Genomic DNA, 18,396 nt, shown 5'->3' with positions numbered 1-18,396 from the left:
CTGTGAGCGAGCCCGCGAGACGGGCTATTGACAGTGTGATGCCACTCACTATATAAACAACTTCAGCATTATGCGCCTCCAAGTCTCAAAAGTAGGTGAGACTCGAGGTCGGTAGTGATGCGCCTCATCGCCAGGTGAGTCGCCGGCTCAGAAGGAAGAAGTTGCCATGTACGTGTTCTCGCTGACCGGCTCGCCGGCACAGGACGTGATGGGGTGCGGCGGCGTATCCATCGTCAGCACGCCGAGGGCGGTGCGATCATGACCGCGCATCGGGCGAACGCCCTGGAGCTGGAGTCCGTCAGCAAGACCTTCGCATCGCAGATGGCGCTCGACTCGCTGGATCTCGCGGTCGCGCCCGGCGAGATCCACGCGCTGGTGGGGCAGAACGGCTCCGGCAAGTCGACGGTGGTCAAGCTGCTGGCCGGCTATCACGCGCCGGACAAGGGCAGCCAGGCGCGCGTGGCCGGCGCGTCCTTCGACCTGGGGTCGATGTCGGCCGCCCATGACGCAGGACTGAGGTTCGTGCACCAGGACCTCGGCCTCATCGAGGCGTTCTCGGTGGCCGAGAACTTCTGCATCACGGGAGCTCAGGGCAGGCTGTCGCGCCTGCACCGGGCGCAGGAGGAGCGGCGGACCGCTCAGGCGATGGCCGACTTCGGCTACGTCATCGATCCGAGCGCCTTGGTGGCGAGCCTCTCGGCAGCAGAGCGAACCGCGGTGGCCATCGTCCGTGCCATCGAGGGTGACACGCCGCCTGCCGTGCTGGTGCTGGACGAGCCGACGGCGTCCCTGCCGGGGCCCGACGTCGCGATCCTCGTGGACGCGCTGCGCCGCCTGGCCGCCAGTGGGACAGCAGTGCTGTTCATCTCCCACCACCTCGACGAAGTGCTGGGAGTCGCCGACACCGTGACGATCCTGCGCGACGGTCGACGGGTCGCCACCGTCGCGTCCGCCGATGTCAGTCACGACGAGCTGGCCGAGACCATGCTGGGCCGACGCCTCGGGGCGGCGATCACCCGCGCCGACGACGTGAGTGACGGGGCGGCTCTGGAGTCGGCACCCGCTCGCCTGTCGGTCCGGAACCTCCGGTCGGGTCCGATCCTCGACTTCTCCGTCGATGTCCGAGCGGGCGAGATCGTCGGGATCACCGGGCTGACGGGGTCGGGTCGCGAGGAGCTGGCCGGAGCACTGTTCGGCCAGCGACCGCGTGGCGGAAGGGTGGAGGTCGATGGCGCCGAGATCGCTGCACACCGTCCGCGGAGCGCCATCAGGCACGGCATGGCGTATCTGCCGGCCGAGCGCAAGCGTGACGCTCTGCTCGGAGTGGCGAACCTGCGCGAGAACCTGACTCTGGCCGAGCTGCGATCGGTCTCGACCCGCGGGCGACGTGTCGTGCCTCGACGGGAGCGCGCCGAGGCGGCGACCTGGGTCGACGAGCTGGCCGTGTATCCGGCTCAGCAGGACAAGCAGATCCTCGAGTTCTCCGGTGGCAACCAGCAGAAGGTCATCCTCGGCCGCCTCCTGAGGATGTCACCCGCAGTCCTCGTCATCGACGAGCCCACGCAGGGCGTCGACATCGGTGCCAAGGTGCTGATCCACGACCTGGTCTCGGCAGCTGTCGCCGATGGCGCGTGTGCCGTGGTGTGTTCGTCTGACTCCGAGGAGCTCGTGCGGCTGACCCAGCGCGTGCTCGTCATGCGCCGCGGCGTCGTCGCCTGCGAGCTCGCCGGAGCAGATCTCACGTCCGACCGGATCGAGGAAGAGCTGCTCAGATCCGGCCCCCCAACCGAGACGCGTACGACGCGCGACTCCGCGACCAAGGTGGTTTCCCATGTCAAGTAGCACCACGATGCGCTCGCTGCTGAGTCCGCGGCGGGTGAGCATCCTCTACCTGCTCGCGGCCGAGTTCGTCATCTTCGGCCTGTGGAACCCCGACCTGTTTCTGTCGACGGTGACGATGCAGAACGTCGCCTCGAGCCAGGCCGTGGTCGGGATCCTGGCACTGGCGGCGCTCGTGCCCTTCATCGCGGGCGAGTTCGACATCACGATCGGCACGAACATGGCGCTGTCCGCGGCGATCGTCGCGCAACAGACCAGCCAGCATCCCGACCGGAGCCTGTTGCTCATCTGCGTCGTCGCCGTGATCGCGTGCGGGGTGGTCGGCCTGGCCAACGGATTGATCGTGGCGCGCCTCAACGTCAACTCGTTCATCACGACCCTGGCGATGAGCCAGGTGCTGGCGGCACTGGCACTCAAGATCTCCGAGAACCAGCAGGTGCTGGCCAAGCTCCCGCAGGGATTCGTCGATGCGGGCCAGGGCAAGCACTGGGGAATCCCCAATGCCGCCTACTGCACCCTGGTCCTCGGAGTGGTGCTCTGGTACGTGCTCGGACACACCGTGCTCGGCCGTCACCTCTTCGCAGCCGGCGCGAACCGCGAGGCGGCGAGGCTCTCAGGCATCCGCACCGAAGGCCTCGTGATCGGCTCCTTCGTCGCGTCCGGCCTCATCGCCGGCGTGGCGGGGGTCGTGTACATCGCCCAGATCGGGACGTTCTCGAACTCGGTGGGGGCCCCGTTCATCTTCCCGGCCTTCGCGGCGATCTTCCTGGGTGCCACCCAGTTCAACTTCCGACCGAACGTCCTGGGGACGCTGCTGGCCATCTTCACGCTGGCGCTCGGGGTCCAGGGACTGCAGCTGTCGTCCGACACGGGTCAGTTCTGGATCACCCCCATGTTCAACGGTGTGGCCCTGCTGATCGCCGTGGTCTTCAGCCGGCGGCAGGCGGCCGCTCCTCTGGCCGCCGATGCCGCCGACCCGCAGGTCGACAGCGAGGCGGGCCCGGCAGTGGGAGACGCGGGTGCCGACCTCTCGGCTGCCGACGATCGGGCCACCGTCCATGACTAGCAACAACGGCTCACGACACCAGACCTCGGGGACAGCAACACTCATCGGAAAGGGAGACATTCGCATGTCAGCACTTCGCAGCACCACGAGGAACCGAGATCACAGGACGCGGCGGGGAGGGCTCGGCGTGCGAAAGACCACCGTCGCGGTGGTCGCCGTGGCGGCCGGCAGCCTGCTTGCGGCGTGCGGCGGCAGCGGATCGTCCGAGCCCACGGGGGCCAAGGGCGGAACCGACGAGGCAGCCGTCTCGGCGGCTCAGACTCGGTTGGATCCGTACCAGCAGGCCATCACGAAGATCAGCCAGGACGTTCCGCTCACGGCCAAGCCGGCCGCGGGCAAGCTGGTCTACGAGATCCACAACAACGTCCCGGTCGCGGCGCAGCTGACCGAGCCGTACGAGAAGGCGACGGCGGCGCTGGGGTGGAAGCTCAAGACCATCCTGATGGACCCGACCGATCCGCAGGCACCCAGCAACGCGCTGAAGCAGGCCGTCGCCGCAGGTGCTGACTACATCGGCATCTCGGCGGCCAGTGGCGAGGCGATGAGCGCAGGTCTGGCCGTCACGAAGAAGGCTGGCATCCCGGTCTTCCTCGAGGGTGGACCGACCGCGACGGTCCCCGAGGGGAAGAAGAACGGCCTCTACAGCAATGGAGATCATCTGTGGATCCAGGACGCCACCTTCCGTCTGCTCGACGAGATGATCGTCGACAGCAAGGGGGCCGGTGATGTCCTGCTGCTCTCGACGCCCGACTACCCGGCCCTGGCCCCGCTGGCGGGCAACGCCAAGAAGTCGCTGGCGAAGTCGTGCCCGAAGTGCGCGTACCAGTCACTGGACATCTCGGTGCCCGATCTCATCGCTGGTTCCGCCCCGCAGAGCATCGTGGCGGCGCTCCGCAAGAACTCCGACATCACCTACGTCGTGGCGCCGTTCGACGCGCTGGCGCTCGGGCTGCCGGAGGCCATGAAGTCGGCCGGTATCAAGGGCGTGAAGCTGCTGCTCGGGTCTCCGGATCCGACGCAGGTGCCGGGACTCGCGAAGGGCACCTTCATGGCGCTGGCACCCCAGCCCGTCGAGAGCGTCGTGTGGGCCAACGTCGACCAGATGGCCCGCTACAGCCTGGGCATGGACCTGCTGGTCGATCAGCACGCGCTGGAGCCGTATCCCGTGTGGAGCGAGAAGAACCCGCCTGCCGCCGGTCAGACGGACTACGCAGGCCCCGACGACTACGAGTCCCAGTGGAAGGCGCTCTGGAAGATCTCCTGATCGTGTCCTCGACGAGGCACCCGGAACGCACCCACGCATGACGTCGGGGACTTCGGTCCCCACGAGAGAGGAAGACATCCACATGTCAGCAGTCAAGGGCACCACGAGCAAGCAGGGCAGCCCGCCACGACGAGGCGGGCCCGGGCCACGCAGGACGACCGCGGCCGTCGTCGCCGTCCTCGCCGGCAGCCTCGTCGCGGCGTGCGGCGGCGGCTCGTCCGACGCCGAGAACCGGTCGTCGGGCGGCACGGACGAGGCAGCCGTCACCGCGGCTCAGACTCGGTTGGAGCCGTACCAGCAGGCCATCACCACGATCAGCCAGGACGTTCCGCTCACGGCCAAGCCGGCCGCGGGCAAGCTGGTCTACGAGATCCACAACAACGTCCCGGTCGCGGCGCAGCTGACTGCTCCCTACAAGGAGGCGACGGCGGCGCTCGGGTGGAAGCTCAAGACCATCCTGATGGACCCGACCGATCCGCAGGCACCCAGCAACGCACTGAAGCAGGCCGTCGCCGCAGGTGCCGACTACATCGGCATCTCGTCGAGCTCCGAGGAGGCGATGAGCGCAGGCCTCGCGGTCACCAAGAAGGCTGGCATCCCGGTCTTCCTGGAGGGAGGACCGGTCTCGACCGTCCCCAAGGGCGAGGAGAACGGCCTCTACTCCAACGGTGACAACCTGTGGATCCTGGATGCCACCGATCGCCTGCTCGACGAGATGATCGTCGACAGCTCGGGGGCCGGAAACGTCCTGCTGCTGTCAGCGCCTGACTTCCCGGTCATGACTCCGGTCACCGGCAACGCCGAGAAGAACCTCAAGAAGTCGTGCCCGAAGTGCGGGTTCCAGAAGCTGGACATGTCGTTGCCCGATCTTGCTGCCGGTGCCACTCCGCAGAGCGTCGTGGCGGCTCTCCGCAAGAATCCCGACATCGACTACGTCCTGGCGCCGTTCGACACGCTGGCTCTCGGACTGCCGGAGGCGATGAAGTCCGCCGGTATCGACGATGTGAAGCTGCTGCTCGGGTCCCCCGATCCGACGCAGGTGCCGGGACTCGCGAACGGCACCTTCATCGCACAGGCTCCGCAGCCTGTCGAGAGCGTGGTGTGGGCCAACGTCGACCAGATGGCCCGGCACAGCCTGGGCATGGATGTGCTCAACGAGGATCACGCCCTGGAGCCGTACCCCGTGTGGAGCAAGAAGAACCCGCCTGCCGCCGGGCAGGACGACTTCGCCGGACCCGACGGATACAAGGATCAGTGGAAGGCGCTGTGGCAGATCTCCTGATCGTGTCGTAGGGCGATCCGACGTCGCCAGCCAGCCTCCGCACCGTTCGACCGTGGTGCGGGAGCCGGGCTGGCGACGTCCTTGCGTTGCAGCGTGCCCGAGTCGCCCCTGCTACAGCCCGAGCTGTTGGCTGACGATGACCTTCATGATCTCGCTGGAGCCGGCGTAGATGCGGCTGACGCGCCCGTCGAGGTACGCGTGGCCGATCGTGGAGTCGGCACGGAACGCCGTGCCGGCCGGATGGAGATCGAGGCAGCGCTCGACGACACGGCCCTGCAGCTCGGTGCAGAACAGCTTCGCTGCTGCTGCGTCGGCGACGCCCAGCTGGCCACTCAGATGCGCACCGATGGCCTGGTCGACCAGTGCCTGGCCTGCCGCGACCTCGGTCGCGCACGCCGCGAGGGTGAACTTGGCCTCCTGCCCGGGGCGCGTCCCGGCGAGCTCGTCGACCGTCCAGGCCAGTGCAGCGACGGCGGCCGCCTGGGAGTTGACGGCGATCGACAGGCGTTCCTGGGCCAGGTTGGCGGTGAGGTAGCGGAATCCCTCGTTCTCCTCGCCGAGCAGGTTGGTGACCGGCACGTGCATGTCGACGAAGGAGAGCTCGGCGAGATCCTGTGCCGCCAGACCCAGCTTGTCCAGGTGCTTCCCGGTCTCGAAGCCGGGAGTCGACGTGTCGACCAGCAGAAGGCTGATGCCGTCGCGACCGGCGGAGGGATCCGTCTTGACGGCGAGGATGACCAGGTCGGCGGCCGCACCGTTGGAGATGAACGTCTTCGAGCCGTTGACGACGTAGGTGTCGCCGACCCGTTCCGCGCGCGTCGCCATGGCCTTGAGGTCGGAGCCTGCGCCTGCCTCGGACAGGCCCAGGGCGATGACGGCCTCACCGGCGCACAGGCGAGGCAGCCACGTGGCCTGCTGCTCGGGCGTGCCGTACTCGATCAGGTAGGGCATGCAGATGTCGGTGTGCACGCGCAGGCCGCCGATGGCCAGGCCGAGTCGCTGGATCTCCTCGGTCACGACGGCGCTGTGTCGGAAGTCGGAGCCGGGGAGGCCGCCATGCTCCGCGGGGACGCTGATGCCCAGCACCCCGAGGGAACCCATGCGCCTCCAGAACGTCGGGGAGGGCATGCCGGAGGACCGCCACGACGGATAGTCGGGGACGACATCGGTGGTCAAGGCTTCGCGTATCACCGCGCGAAAGGCGTCGTGCTCGTCGGTGAAGACGGATCTCGGCATCATGTGGGGGGCTTCCTCTGATCGACGGCGTTGACGTGTGTCGCTCCTGACTCTATTATGAGACTCGCAGAATCAAAAGGGTCGGATCGGCCGGAAAGCGGGAGCCATATGACGCGGAGTGCCGTGATCGTCGATGCGATCCGCTCCCCATTGGGACGCGGCCGGGCCCCCAAGGGAGACCGGCCGGGCGGCGCGCTGTCTGCGGTGCACCCGGTGGAGCTGCTCGCACAGGTGATCCGCCAGCTCGTGGAGCGTTCCGACCTTGACCCCACGCTCATCGAGGACGTCATCACCGGATGCGTCAACCAGGTGGGTGAGCAGTCCGGGCAGGTCGGCCGCATGGCCACGTTGGCAGCCGGGTTGCCCGACACGATCCCGGCGGTGTCCATCCACCGGGCGTGCGGGTCGAGCCAGCAAGCAGCGGACTTCGCAGCCCAAGGCGTCATCGCGGGCGTGTACGACGTCGTGATCGCGGCGGGTGTCGAGTCGATGAGTCGGGTGCCGATGTGGTCCGCGCTCATGGACATGGACATCTACAGCCCGGCGGTGACCCGGCGCTACGAGCCGGGGCTCGTGCCCCAGGGCATCTCGGCCGAGCTCATCGCCGCCCGTCACGGGATGGATCGGACGATGCTCGACGAGTACTCGGCTCGATCGCACGACCTCGCCTCCACCACTGACGCGCGCGCCGAGATCGTGCCGATCACCCTGCCCGACGGCCGGGTCGTCATCGATGACGAGACTCCTCGCCCCGGCACCACGGTCGAGTCGCTGGCCGGGCTCCCGACCGTCTTCCGCACCGACGAGATGGAGCAGCGCTTCCCCGAGATCGACTGGCACATCACCGCCGGCAACTCGTCCCAGCTGGCCGACGGAGCCGCGGCCGTGCTGATCATGTCCGAGGAGCGTGCGCTGCAGCTGGGACTGACGCCGCGTGCGCGATTCAGCGCCTTCGCCCTCGCCGGAGACGACCCCATCACGATGCTGACCGGTCCGATCCCGGCGACCGAGAAGGTCTTGCGCCGCTCCGGTGTGCGCCTGGACGACATCGACCACTACGAGGTCAACGAGGCCTTCGCCTCCGTTCCCCTGCTGTGGCGCGAGCACTTCGGGGCTGACCCCGCCAAGCTCAATCCGCGTGGGGGCGCCATCGCCCTGGGCCATCCGCTGGGTGCGTCGGGAGCTCGTCTGCTCACGACGCTGGTCAACGGCCTCGAGCACACCGGCGGTCGCTACGGACTGCAGACGATCTGCGAGGCCGGCGGCATGGCCAACGCCACGCTCATCGAACGATGCTGACCCACCCCCAATACCGACGGGACGTATGACGTGTTCACCCTGAGTGAAGAACAGCTGGAGCTGCGCAACCTCGCGCGAAAGGTGGCCCGCGACAAGTACGCGCCGTTGGCGCGTTCGATGGACGCCGACCGCACGCACTTCCCGCGCGAGGAGCGCAAGAAGATCGCCGACCTGGGCCTGCTGGCCCTTTCACTGCCCGAGGAGTACGGGGGCGGCGGCCGGCCGCTCATCGACTCGCTCATCGTCCAGGAGGAGTTCGCGCGAGCCAACCCCCTGTCGGCGTGGCCGATCTTCGAGGCGAGCGCGGGCCCCGCACGGGTGATCGACCTGTTCGGCACCGAGGCGCAGAAGCAGGCATTCCTGCCGCCGGTCGCCTCCGGGGACGTGGTGATCGCCATCAGCATCTCCGAGGCCGACGCCGGGTCGGCAGCGACCGATGTGTCCACCCGTGCGCGGATCGAGGGCGACGAGGTCGTGGTCAACGGCGTCAAGCGCTGGTGCTCGGGCGCCGGACACGCCGAGCAGTACCTCGTCTACGTGCGCTTCAGCGACACCCCGGGTGGCCGCGGCATGGGTGCGGTGCTGCTCGACAAGGACACCCCCGGCCTGAGCTTCGGCCCTCAGGAGAACCTGATGGGACACCGGGGAGTCGGCTCGGCCGACATCATCCTCGACGACGTGAGGGTGCCTCTCGATCGGGTCATCATCGCCGAAGGTGGCTTCAACAAGCTCTTCACGGCCTTCTCGATCGAGCGTCTGGGCAACAGCACGATGTGCCTGGCGATCGCGCAGGAAGCGCTCGATCGCACCGCGGCCTACGTCCAGGAGCGCGAGCAGTTCGGCAAGCCCATCATCGAGTTCCAGGCCAGCCAGATGCTGCTGGCGGACATGATCATGGACGTCGACGCGGCCCGGCTCCTGATCTACCGAGCTGCCATCGAGGCCGGTGAGGGTGCGCCCGACCAGCTGCAGGCCTCGCTCGCCAAGTGCTTCAGCAACGAGATGGTCAAACGGGTGACCGACAAGGCGATCCAGCTGCACGGTGGCTACGGCTACGCCGAGGAGTACGAGCTCGAGCGCATGCATCGCGATGCCGTGGGCTGGGCGGTCGCCGGCGGAACGCCGGCCATCCAGCGCACCAGGATCGCGTCGGGCTATCTCGGGCGACGCTTCGACCAGCGGGCCTGATGGCGGGCGACACGAGCCTGACGTCTCCTCCGCACTATGGCGCGGACCACGAGAGCTTTCGTGCGTCGGTCCGTCGCCTCGTCCGGGCCGATGTGGTGCCACATCTCGACGCATGGCGTGCCGCGGGACGCGTGCCCGCTGAGCTCTTCCGGACGCTCGGCGACCAGGGCTTTCTCGGCACGGACGTCCCCGATGACCTCGGGGGCAGCGGTACCGGTGATCCGCGATTCACGGCCGTGCTGGTCGAGGAGGTCGTGGCAGCCGGCGCCATCGGGCTGGCAGTGGTGCTGGCCCACCAGTGCGGGGTGGCGGTGCCGGCGGTGCTCCGACTGCCCGAGGGGGATCATCGAACGACGACGATCCGCCGCGTCGCGGCGGGCGAGGATCTGCTGATCCCGTTGCTGCTCGACGGTGGGGACCGAGGGCTGGGAGTGCCGGGCGCGGCCGGCGCCGGCTTCTTCGTGGTCGTGCAGTCCGGTCCGGACGGCGAGGCCGGGGTCAGCCTCGTGGCGCGAGACGCCGTCGAGGTGACGGCCGGCTCGGCATCGCTCGGCGGGTTGGAGGCCGGGCTCGGTGATGTCCGGCTGGCCGTGCCTGCCGCGACGGTCGATGGCTCCGAGGTCGAGCGGGTACGGCGCGATGTCGACCTGTGGACCGCGGTCGTGTCCGCGGCCGGAGCGCGTCATGCGCTCGAGCTGGGGCGCGCCTACGTCGTCGAACGCAAGGTCTTCGGCCGGCCGCTCTCCTCTCTGGAGAACACGCGTCTTCGCCTGGCCGAGGTCGGCGCGAGGATCGGCGTCGTCCAGGGATTCGTCACGCGGTGTCTCGACGAGCTGGCCGACGGCACGCTGTCCGGAGTCGCTGCGGCCACTGCCCGGATGGAGGCCACTCGGGCGTTCGATCGTGCAGTCGACCAGTCACTGCAGCTCCACGGGGGCTACGGCTACATGCGCGAGTACCCGATCTCCCATGCCTACGCCGATGCCCGCTTCGTGCGCCAGAGCGCGGCCGCCTCGAGCGACCCGCGCCTGGTGCTGGCGGACGCGCTGGGCTTGTAGACGTCGAACACGTCAACTCGAACAGGTCACGTCGAACAGGTCAAGGAGTCTCATGCAGCACAGCGCCACCTCGGCAGACAATCAAGAAGCCATCCAGCAGCTGCCGCGCCAGGACGATGCGGAGCAGAGCTGGCTGGACTGGGCCAATGGCTACTCGACGCTCGCGGCCTCGGGTCTGACCTGCACGCGGATCGACGCCGACGGCGCGGACTTCGTGCTCGACAAGGCCAACTTCCCGCCCAATCCCAACGGGGCGGTCAACGGTGGCATCGTCGCGCTCGTGGCTGATCAGGCCATGGGCGTCGCCGCGATACGGACGGCGCCGGCCGGCCGGCAGCCCGTCACCGCGGTGCTGGAGACGCACTTCCACCGGCCGGCGTTCGCGCCGCTGACGCTGACGGCGTCGGTGATCCCCGGCGGTCGGACGATCCGCACCGTCCAGGTGGTCGTCCGTGACAAGGACGGCAAGCACTGCGCCAGCGCGACCGGCACCATGAGCATGACGGACGCGTCGGGCGGCGGGACCGGTCGGACGGCCTGAGCCGCCTGGATCACGCCTCGCCGGCGGCCCGCGGCGGCACCATCGAGTTGACCAGGTCGAGCGCCGACTGTCGGATCTGCTCCGCCGTGAAGCGATCGGTGGGGCGGTACCAGCGCGAGACCCATAGGCAGGCTCCGAGCAGCAGGCGCGCGGTGATGACCGGGTCGCCGTCTGCCAGTGTCCCGGCCTGCATGTTCCTGCGCACCACTTCGACCCATGCCTGTTCGAAGTCCCGCGCCCAGCCCTGCCACCGGGTGTACGTCTCGGCGGGCATGTCGCCCTGACCGAAGAACAGCGGCATGTACTGCCGCATCCGGATGGCGGCGTCGATCTGCAGCTCCACCAGGGCGAGCAGCTGTTCGGCCGGGTCGTCGATCCGCTTCAGGGCATCGGCGACCAGCTCGTTCATCTCGTTCATGCTGCGAACGAGCAGCACGGCCAGGAGGTGCTCCTTGGTCGGGATGGTGCGGTACAGGGTGGCGCGCGAGACGGAGAGCTTCTCCGCGGCGTCGTTGAACGTCAGGCCTTCGACGCCGCGCTCGGCGATCAGCTCGGCCACGGCGTCGGCGACGTCGTTGTCGTCGATGTCGAGCCGAGGACGTCCTCGGGGTCTGGGGTCGGAGGCCTTGGCCTGCTCGGTCGTCATGAAACTCCTCGGTCGCCGGACTGATGGTCGGTGCGAATGCGACATTTTACCGTCAAGCAGTCTCACAAGGCACGTCCTGTCGCGCAAAAGGTGGCTGGAGGGCCGGTGACCTGCCCTTCTCGCCAGGAGTCGTTGACCGACGAGGCTCGCTATTCTATATTGAGACGCGAAAGCTCAAAACTGTCGGAAGGCTCGCTCCATGGATATGTCAACCTCCTCCGCCGTCGTCACGGGCGGCGCGTCCGGCCTGGGGCTGGCCACCGTCAGCCGCTTGCTGGAGGCAGGTGCCCTGCACGTCACCATCGCGGATCTGCCGATGTCTGACGGGCTCGCGATCGCCGAGTCGATGGGCGAGCGGGTGAGCTTCGTCCCGGCGGACGTGCGCAACGTCGAGCAGGTCGAGGCCGTGTTCGACGACGCTGAGTCCCACGCACCCGTGCGCGTGCTGGTCCACTGTGCGGGTAGGGGAGGGGCGGTTCGCCTCGTGAATCGAGATGGCACCCCCGGCGACCTCGACCTCTACACCGAGGTCGTGACGATCAACCTGATCGGCACCTTCAACGTGCTGCGACTGGCCGCCACCCGGATGGCCAAGAACGATCCGATCGACGGGGATCGCGGCGTCTGCATCCTGACGGCATCGGTCGCCGCTTTCGAGGGACAGATCGGCCAGATCCCGTACGCCTCGGCCAAGGCCGGCATCGTCGGCATGACGATCGTCGCGGCGCGAGACCTCGGCAGCAAGCAGATCCGGGTGTGCACGATCGCACCGGGAACCTTCGAGACGCCACTGCTCTCCCGGCTTCCCGACAAGGTCAAGGACTCCCTGGCACAGGCGGTGCCCCACCCGAGCCGGCTGGGCGAGCCCGGGGAGTACGCGAAGCTGGCTCTGTCGATCATCGACAACGGGATGCTCAACGGCGAGACGATCCGGCTCGACGGCGCGATCCGGATGGCGCCTCGATGAGCGGCACCATCCGGCTCGAGGTGAGCGACGGGATCGCGACGATCACGATCGATCGTCCGGCTGTTCGCAACGCGATCGACAAGGCGACCGCCGACGCCCTCGCCGCGGCCGTCGACGAGGTCGATGCCCGACCGGACGTCGTCGTGGCCATCCTCACGGGAGCCGGCGGCGTCTTCAGCGCGGGGATGGACCTCAAGGCGTTCAGCGCGACGGGCGAACGCCCGCTCCACGCCGAGCGGGGTGCGTTCGGCTTCGTCCGCAAGCCCCCCGCGAAGCCGGTCATCGCCGCGATCGAGGGCAATGCCCTGGGCGGCGGTCTCGAGCTCGCGCTCTCCTGCGACCTCATCGTCGCTGCGCGCAGCGCCAAGCTGGGACTGCCCGAGGTCAAGCGCGGGCTCGTCGCCGCTGCCGGCGGCGTGCTGCGGCTCCCGCGGCGTGTGCCGCAGGCGCTCGCGATGGAGATGATCCTCACGGGCGACCCGATCACGGCCGAGCAGGCCGCCGCGGCGGGTCTGGTCAATCGCATCGCCGACGACGGTGCCGCGGTCGACGTGGCGCGATCACTGGCGGTCTCCATCGCTGCCAATGCGCCCCTGGCGGTGCTGACCGCCAAACGACTCGTGTCCGCCTCGCCGGACTGGTCGCTGGAGGACGCGTTCGACCTCCAGGTGCCCTTCACCGACGCCGTCAGGTCGTCGCGTGACGCCGCCGAAGGAGCGCTGGCGTTCGCGCAGAAGCGCGCTCCGGTCTGGAGCGGGCAGTGAGCCAGACGCCCTCCGCGCCCTTCAACCATCAAGGACGACCATGACCATCTCCCGCGAAACCCCGCCGCCCACGAGCGCGGCGGCGTCCGATCTCGAGGAGCTGCGCGCGGCCCTCGGCGAAGCCAACATCCCGACCCTCCTGCTGGTGCTCGCCCAGCTCACCGAAGACCCCTCGTGGCTGGGCGAGCGCTACCGGATCACCAAGGGCAGGGCGCTGGACGACAACGACACCGGCGGACTGTCGGAGTCGCTCCAGGCAGAGGTCCGTGAGGCAGCCCTGCACGCCATCGTGTCGTCCGAGCAGAGCGCCTCGTGGGGCCGCCGGCTCGATCCGTCCGAGGTCGCCGACATGCTGGCCTTCTCGCTGGCCGACGAGGTGCCGGACTCCTACGGCGCCCTCCTGGCCGAGGAGATCGGGCAGATCTCACGAGACGTCGAGCTTCCCAGCCCCTTGCGGCCGGGCTTCTCGGTCCTCATCATCGGTGCCGGCATCTTCGGGATCGGTCTTGCGATCAAGCTCAAGCAGGCGGACGTGCCGTTCACGATCATCGAGAAGAACGCCGACCTCGGTGGGGTCTGGCTCGAGAACATCTACCCGGGGGCGGGTGTCGACACCCCGAGCCACCTCTATTCCTTCTCGTTCGAGCCCGACGGAGGGCGGTGGAGCCGCTACTTCGCCAAGCGTCCCGAGCTGCACGCCTACCTCGCCGACCTGGCCGAAGAGCACGACCTGCTCGGCCACATCAAGTTCGGGCACGAGGTCGTCGAGGCCGACTACGACTCCCGCAGCGCCACGTGGTCGGTCGTCGTGAAGACCGACACGGGTGAGGAGGCGTCCCTGGTGACGCCCGTGCTCGTCAGTGCGGTGGGGACGCTCAACCGGCCTCAGACTCCTTCGGTGGAAGGTGCGGAGTCGTTCGAGGGCCCGTCGATGCACACGGCCGAGTGGAGCCCCGACGTGGACCACGTCGGCAAGCGGGTCGGTGTCATCGGCACAGGCGCGAGCGCGATGCAGCTCGTCCCCACGATCGCCGGTCAGGCCGAGGACGTGCTGATCTTCCAGCGCTCGAAGCAGTGGGTGGTGCCGCACCCCAACTACGGACGTGGCGTGACCCCCGCGATCCGCTACCTCATGGCACGGTGCCCCGCGTACACCCGCTGGTACCGGGCTCGCGCGTTCTGGCACTTCAGCGACAGTCTGCACGCGAGCCTGCAGATCGATCCCGACTGGGACAAGCCGGACGTGTCGATCAACGCCCAGAACGAGCGTCACCGCGTCTTCCTGACCGACTACATCAAGCAGCAGCTGGGCGATCGCGAAGATCTCCACGGCGTGTGCATCCCCGAATATCCTCCGTACGGCAAGCGGCCGTTGCTCGACAACGGGTGGTACAAGGCGCTGCGCCGCGACGACGTGCACGTCATCACCGATCCGGTCGCCCGCATCACCCCACGGGGAGTCGCGACCGTCTCGGGTGAGGAGCACGCCGTCGACATCCTCGTGTGGGCCACGGGGTTCAAGGCTCTTCAGTACCTGTGGCCGATGACGATTCGCGGTGCGTCTGGTCGGACGCTGACCGACGTGTGGGGCCACCACGATGCTCGTGCGTTCTTGGGCATGACGGTCCCGGACTTCCCGAACCTCTTCATCCTCAACGGGCCGAACACGAACGCGGGGCACGGCGGCAGCGCGGTGCTGGTGGCGGAGTTCCAGATGCGCTACGTGCTGCAGGCGATCGCCCTGCTCGCCACGGGTGACGTCGCCAGCGTCGAGGTGCGCGAGGACGTGTACGAGGACTACAACGAGGAGCTCGACGCCGCTCTCGCGCAGACCATCTGGTCGCACCAGGGAATGACCAACTGGTACCGCAACGAAGCCGGGCGTGTGGTGGTGAGCAGCCCCTGGACCTACCTCGAGTACTGGCGACGGACTCGCACGTTCGATGCGGCGCACTTCGTCGTCGCCCCGGCGACCGCCGGCCAGCTGGTGGCCGACGCGGGGCGTTCGACGCCGACGGGGGCGTGACGTGGTCTGCAGGACAGCGGCCGCAACGGCCGAGGAGGCTTGATCGTGCCCATCGACGCCAACGCCGCCAGATCCGCTGAACCGCAGGTTCGAACCATCGCCTGGACCCGGCGCGACGTGCTGCTCTACCACCTCTCGCTCGGCGCTGGGCGGCACGCCGAGGTCGATCCGGAGCTGCGCTGGACCTACGAGCGTGATCTCCAGGTGCTGCCGACCTTCGCGATGGTCGCCGGGGGCGGGCCGTCTGTGGGCGACCTGCCGCCAGCGGACATGCGTTTGCCGGGGATCGACATCGACCTGCGCCGGATCCTCCACGGAGGCCAGAAGCTGACGGTGCACCGACCGATCCCTCCTGCCGGCTCCGCCACCGTCTCGACGCGGGTGGCCGATGTCTGGGACAAGCAGAAGGCTGCGGTGATCGTGCTGCAAGGTGACGCCACCGCTCCGGACGGCGAACCGTTGTGGACCACGACGATGCAGATCTGGGCGCGTGGTGAGGGAGGATTCGGCGGAGAGCCGGGTCCCGTGCCGATCTCCGGCGTGCCCGATCGGGCACCTGACCATCGTTTGGTGACGACGACGGATCCCGGGCAGGCGCTGCTGTACCGCCTCAACGGCGATCTCAACCCGCTCCACGTCGATCCGGAGTTCGCCGCGGCGGCCGGCTTCGACCGTCCGATCCTGCACGGTCTCGCCTCGTACGGCATCGTGGCGAAGGCTCTCGTGGACGAGGTCCTCGACGGCGATGCCTCCCGGTTGACCGCGCTGGACGTCCGCTTCGCCGGCACAGTGGTGCCCGGGCAGACGATCGCGACGGCGGTGTGGCGCAGCGGCGACGAGCTGACGTTGGTGTCCACCCGTGCCGACGAGACCGGTACCCCGGTGCTGACGCACGCGACGGCAACGGTGCGGGTGTGAGCTCAGTGCGCGAGCCTGTCGTCCTGACCGCCGAGCCCCGTGGTGAAGGCCTCGACGTGGCGGTCGCGGCAGCGCGTCGCGTCGTCGAGGCGCTCCTGCTGGCGGGTGACGGTACCGCCCTCGACATGTCCGACGTGGCTGCGCGGCTCGAGGCCGTGGCCGAACGGCTCGAGCGTCACGCACCGACGCTGCAGCAGCGCATGGTCGACATGTGGGCCGGCGATGGCGTCACCCGGCACGACCCCGTCGTGGGATCGGAGAACGCCCTCGCCCCACCCCTGCGCTTCCTCGGTCGCGACGACGGCAGCGTGGAGAGCCGGACCACTCTGGGCCTGCCGTATCAGGGCCCGCCCGGCGTCATCCACGGCGGGATATCGGCGCTGTTGCTCGATCATGCGTTGGACTTCGCCAACCAGTGGGCCGGGGTGTCCGGGATGACGGGGACGCTGACCGTGCGGTACCACCGACCGGCACCGTTGTTCGTGGAGCTGGTGATCACCGCCCGTCAGGAGACGGTCGAGGGTCGCAAGATCCGCACGACCGGCGAGCTTCACGCCGACGGCGAGCTGTGCGTCACCGCGGAGGCCATCTTCATCGACAAGCACCTGCCACGTCCGCGGTGAGCGCCGACGTAGGTCGCCTGACGGTTCATGGGAGGAGTCCTGATGCCAGTACGATCGTTCGACCTTGACGTCGTCGACGTCACTGACGAGACGGCGGACGCGGTGTGCGTCACGTTCGCGATTCCGGTGGGTGCGGAGAGCGACTTCACCTACCGCCCCGGGCAGTTCCTGACCCTGGAGGTGCCGGGTGACACGAGGGGGCAGGTCGCACGCTGCTACTCCCTGTGCAGCAGTCCGGCTGAACCCGGCGGCACCATCAGCATCGGCGTGAAACGGACCGTCGGTGGCTACGCGTCGAACTGGATCTGCGACAGCCTTCGCCCGGGCCAGCGGATCCGGACCCTCCCTCCCATGGGGGCCTTCACTCCGACGTCGTTCGGCGCCGACCTCCTGCTCCTTGCAGGCGGGAGCGGCATCACGCCGATCCTGTCGATCCTGAGGACTGCCCTGCTGAAGGGGAGCTCCAGGATCGTCATGGCATATGCCAACCGCGATCGTGACTCCATCATGTTCGACCGCGCACTGGCGGAGCTGTCCCACGTCCATCGCGACCGGATCGCGATCTCGCACTGGCTGGATTCCGAGACGGGTCCGCCGACCATCGAGACGGTCGAGACCTGGGCGATCGAATCGACCTCGTTCGATGCCTTCGTGTGCGGACCGCCACCTTTCATGGACGTTGCGGCCGAAGCGCTGGGCCGGCTGGGGCTGCCGAGGGAGAGGGTCCATCAAGAGCGGTTCATCTCGTTGCGAGCCAATCCGTTCGACTCCCTTCCCGTCGCCCCGCGCGCGAGCACGGCGTGAGACTCGATCGTCCAAAGATTTTTGAGAACGCTATGTTCAAATTGTTCGCATTCGTCCTAGGATGATGTGACGTACTGAACATCCACTGGACCTGCCGCCGTTCCACCCACCGGCGGTCGGACCAGGACCACCGGCAAGAGGGCCGCATCCCAGTCACCATGTCGTCGAGCTCGACTCGATGCAGTTCCGTCTGATGAAGAGGAAGACACCATGTCGTTGAACATCTCCGTGGTCGGCGGAACCGGTCCGCAGGGCCGAGGACTCGCCTACCGGTTCGCCCTGTCCGGTCATGCCGTCACGATCGGCTCTCGCGACGCGACCCGCGCCCAGGAGAAGGCCGACGAGATCAACGTCAAGCTGGGGGCTTCGTCCGTCTCCGGAGCGACCAACGCCGACGCGGTCCAGGCCTCCGACATCGTCCTCCTGGCGGTGCCGTGGGACGGTCACGCCGACCTGGTGCTCGGACTGTCCGAGCAGCTCGCGGGCAAGCTGGTCATCTCGTGCGTCAACCCCCTGGGGTTCGACCAGGACGGCCCCTTCGGGCTGGTGCTGGAGGAGTCTGCCGCTCAGGAGACCCAGCGGCTGGTGCCCACGGCTCGCGTCGTCGGAGCCTTCCACCACGTGGCGGCGCTGTCGCTGTGGAAGACGCCCGACCCGTTGTCGCACGACGACGTCCTGGTGTGCGGCGACGACGCCGATGCCAAGGACGTGGTGCAGGACCTGGCTGCCTCGGTGACGGGCAAGCGCGGCATCGACGCCGGCGCCCTGCGGCTGGCTCGCCAGCTCGAGCCACTCACGGCGGTGCTCATCAGCATGAACAAGCGATACAAGACGCGTTCGGGCGTGGCGGTCACCGGTGTAGAGCAGGGCTGAGC

General features: G+C 68.4%; 17 protein-coding genes. 15 read left to right on the top strand and 2 right to left on the bottom strand.

Going from position 1 to position 18,396, the window contains the following annotated elements:
• Positions 1–258: 258 nt before the first annotated feature.
• The 4 genes from JOF40_RS02635 (at position 259) to JOF40_RS02620 (ending at position 5,451) form a co-directional block, all read left to right on the top strand.
• Positions 259–1,842 (top strand): sugar ABC transporter ATP-binding protein, encoded by a 1,584-nt coding sequence (locus tag JOF40_RS02635; RefSeq protein WP_129179842.1) that lies wholly within the window; start codon positions 259–261, stop codon positions 1,840–1,842.
• Positions 1,832–2,905 (top strand): ABC transporter permease, encoded by a 1,074-nt coding sequence (locus JOF40_RS02630; protein WP_129179840.1) that lies wholly within the window; start codon positions 1,832–1,834, stop codon positions 2,903–2,905. The genes JOF40_RS02635 and JOF40_RS02630 overlap by 11 nt, the downstream gene beginning before the upstream one ends.
• A 127-nt stretch (positions 2,906–3,032) precedes the next feature.
• The gene (locus JOF40_RS02625) at positions 3,033–4,169 is read left to right on the top strand and encodes a sugar ABC transporter substrate-binding protein (RefSeq protein ID WP_188111644.1); all 1,137 of its coding nucleotides are present in this window, start codon (positions 3,033–3,035) and stop codon (positions 4,167–4,169) included.
• Between the two features lie 82 nt (positions 4,170–4,251).
• Positions 4,252–5,451 carry a substrate-binding domain-containing protein gene (locus tag JOF40_RS02620; protein WP_188111643.1) on the top strand — a complete coding sequence of 400 codons (1,200 nt, stop codon included), beginning with the start codon at positions 4,252–4,254 and terminating at the stop codon, positions 5,449–5,451.
• Positions 5,452–5,562: 111 nt separating this feature from the next.
• Here the strand turns inward: JOF40_RS02620 and JOF40_RS02615 are convergent, their stop codons facing one another.
• The gene (locus JOF40_RS02615) at positions 5,563–6,687 is read right to left on the bottom strand and encodes an acyl-CoA dehydrogenase family protein (RefSeq protein WP_129181843.1); all 1,125 of its coding nucleotides are present in this window, start codon (positions 6,685–6,687) and stop codon (positions 5,563–5,565) included.
• A gap of 108 nt (positions 6,688–6,795) precedes the next feature.
• Between JOF40_RS02615 and JOF40_RS02610 the strand changes: the two genes are divergently transcribed.
• From JOF40_RS02610 to JOF40_RS02595, 4 genes are read left to right on the top strand one after another with little or no spacing between them, the layout of a single operon-like run.
• The gene (locus JOF40_RS02610) at positions 6,796–7,986 is read left to right on the top strand and encodes a thiolase family protein (protein WP_129179834.1); all 1,191 of its coding nucleotides are present in this window, start codon (positions 6,796–6,798) and stop codon (positions 7,984–7,986) included.
• 30 nt (positions 7,987–8,016) lie between these two features.
• Positions 8,017–9,174 carry an acyl-CoA dehydrogenase family protein gene (locus tag JOF40_RS02605; protein ID WP_129179833.1) on the top strand — a complete coding sequence of 386 codons (1,158 nt, stop codon included), beginning with the start codon at positions 8,017–8,019 and terminating at the stop codon, positions 9,172–9,174.
• Positions 9,174–10,232 (top strand): acyl-CoA dehydrogenase family protein, encoded by a 1,059-nt coding sequence (locus JOF40_RS02600; RefSeq protein ID WP_129179831.1) that lies wholly within the window; start codon positions 9,174–9,176, stop codon positions 10,230–10,232. Before JOF40_RS02605 ends, JOF40_RS02600 begins: the two co-directional genes overlap by 1 nt.
• A 52-nt stretch (positions 10,233–10,284) precedes the next feature.
• On the top strand, positions 10,285–10,773 hold the full coding sequence (locus JOF40_RS02595; RefSeq protein WP_188111642.1) for a PaaI family thioesterase: 489 nt from the start codon (positions 10,285–10,287) through the stop codon (positions 10,771–10,773).
• Positions 10,774–10,783: 10 nt separating this feature from the next.
• Here the strand turns inward: JOF40_RS02595 and JOF40_RS02590 are convergent, their stop codons facing one another.
• Positions 10,784–11,419 carry a TetR/AcrR family transcriptional regulator gene (locus JOF40_RS02590; RefSeq protein WP_129179828.1) on the bottom strand — a complete coding sequence of 212 codons (636 nt, stop codon included), beginning with the start codon at positions 11,417–11,419 and terminating at the stop codon, positions 10,784–10,786.
• A gap of 199 nt (positions 11,420–11,618) precedes the next feature.
• On the opposite strand from JOF40_RS02590, the gene JOF40_RS02585 reads away from it, so the two are divergent.
• From JOF40_RS02585 to npdG, 7 genes are all read left to right on the top strand, one after another.
• Positions 11,619–12,386, top strand: a complete 768-nt coding sequence (locus JOF40_RS02585) for an SDR family NAD(P)-dependent oxidoreductase (RefSeq protein WP_129179826.1) — start codon at positions 11,619–11,621, stop codon at positions 12,384–12,386.
• Positions 12,383–13,150 (top strand): crotonase/enoyl-CoA hydratase family protein, encoded by a 768-nt coding sequence (locus tag JOF40_RS02580; RefSeq protein WP_129179824.1) that lies wholly within the window; start codon positions 12,383–12,385, stop codon positions 13,148–13,150. Before JOF40_RS02585 ends, JOF40_RS02580 begins: the two co-directional genes overlap by 4 nt.
• Before the next feature lie 40 nt (positions 13,151–13,190).
• Entirely contained in the window at positions 13,191–15,176 is a 1,986-nt protein-coding gene (locus JOF40_RS02575; protein WP_129179822.1) for a flavin-containing monooxygenase, read from the top strand.
• 45 nt (positions 15,177–15,221) lie between these two features.
• Positions 15,222–16,094 (top strand): MaoC/PaaZ C-terminal domain-containing protein, encoded by an 873-nt coding sequence (locus JOF40_RS02570; protein WP_129179820.1) that lies wholly within the window; start codon positions 15,222–15,224, stop codon positions 16,092–16,094.
• Entirely contained in the window at positions 16,091–16,717 is a 627-nt protein-coding gene (locus JOF40_RS02565) for a PaaI family thioesterase (RefSeq protein ID WP_129179818.1), read from the top strand. The genes JOF40_RS02570 and JOF40_RS02565 overlap by 4 nt, the downstream gene beginning before the upstream one ends.
• A gap of 42 nt (positions 16,718–16,759) precedes the next feature.
• Positions 16,760–17,521 carry an FAD-binding oxidoreductase gene (locus JOF40_RS02560; protein ID WP_129179816.1) on the top strand — a complete coding sequence of 254 codons (762 nt, stop codon included), beginning with the start codon at positions 16,760–16,762 and terminating at the stop codon, positions 17,519–17,521.
• A gap of 210 nt (positions 17,522–17,731) precedes the next feature.
• Positions 17,732–18,394 (top strand): NADPH-dependent F420 reductase, encoded by a 663-nt coding sequence (gene npdG, locus JOF40_RS02555; protein ID WP_129179814.1) that lies wholly within the window; start codon positions 17,732–17,734, stop codon positions 18,392–18,394.
• Positions 18,395–18,396 lie beyond the last annotated feature (2 nt).

The sequence above is a fragment of the Aeromicrobium fastidiosum genome (assembly GCF_017876595.1).
Classification (GTDB): Bacteria; Actinomycetota; Actinomycetes; order Propionibacteriales; family Nocardioidaceae; genus Aeromicrobium; species Aeromicrobium fastidiosum.
This window is presented reverse-complemented; position numbering and strand designations above follow the sequence as displayed.

What these genes read in the sequence shown, in the direction of transcription:
- JOF40_RS02635 (WP_129179842.1), top strand. Translation starts at nt 259, where the DNA reads ATGACCGCGCATCGGGCGAACGCCCTGGAGCTGGAGTCCGTCAGCAAG.
- JOF40_RS02630 (WP_129179840.1), top strand. Translation starts at nt 1,832, where the DNA reads ATGTCAAGTAGCACCACGATGCGCTCGCTGCTGAGTCCGCGGCGGGTG.
- JOF40_RS02620 (WP_188111643.1), top strand. Translation starts at nt 4,252, where the DNA reads ATGTCAGCAGTCAAGGGCACCACGAGCAAGCAGGGCAGCCCGCCACGA.
- JOF40_RS02615 (WP_129181843.1), bottom strand. Translation starts at nt 6,687, where the DNA reads ATGCCGAGATCCGTCTTCACCGACGAGCACGACGCCTTTCGCGCGGTG.
- JOF40_RS02610 (WP_129179834.1), top strand. Translation starts at nt 6,796, where the DNA reads ATGACGCGGAGTGCCGTGATCGTCGATGCGATCCGCTCCCCATTGGGA.
- JOF40_RS02600 (WP_129179831.1), top strand. Translation starts at nt 9,174, where the DNA reads ATGGCGGGCGACACGAGCCTGACGTCTCCTCCGCACTATGGCGCGGAC.
- JOF40_RS02595 (WP_188111642.1), top strand. Translation starts at nt 10,285, where the DNA reads ATGCAGCACAGCGCCACCTCGGCAGACAATCAAGAAGCCATCCAGCAG.
- JOF40_RS02590 (WP_129179828.1), bottom strand. Translation starts at nt 11,419, where the DNA reads ATGACGACCGAGCAGGCCAAGGCCTCCGACCCCAGACCCCGAGGACGT.
- JOF40_RS02585 (WP_129179826.1), top strand. Translation starts at nt 11,619, where the DNA reads ATGGATATGTCAACCTCCTCCGCCGTCGTCACGGGCGGCGCGTCCGGC.
- JOF40_RS02580 (WP_129179824.1), top strand. Translation starts at nt 12,383, where the DNA reads ATGAGCGGCACCATCCGGCTCGAGGTGAGCGACGGGATCGCGACGATC.
- JOF40_RS02575 (WP_129179822.1), top strand. Translation starts at nt 13,191, where the DNA reads ATGACCATCTCCCGCGAAACCCCGCCGCCCACGAGCGCGGCGGCGTCC.
- JOF40_RS02560 (WP_129179816.1), top strand. Translation starts at nt 16,760, where the DNA reads ATGCCAGTACGATCGTTCGACCTTGACGTCGTCGACGTCACTGACGAG.
- npdG (WP_129179814.1), top strand. Translation starts at nt 17,732, where the DNA reads ATGTCGTTGAACATCTCCGTGGTCGGCGGAACCGGTCCGCAGGGCCGA.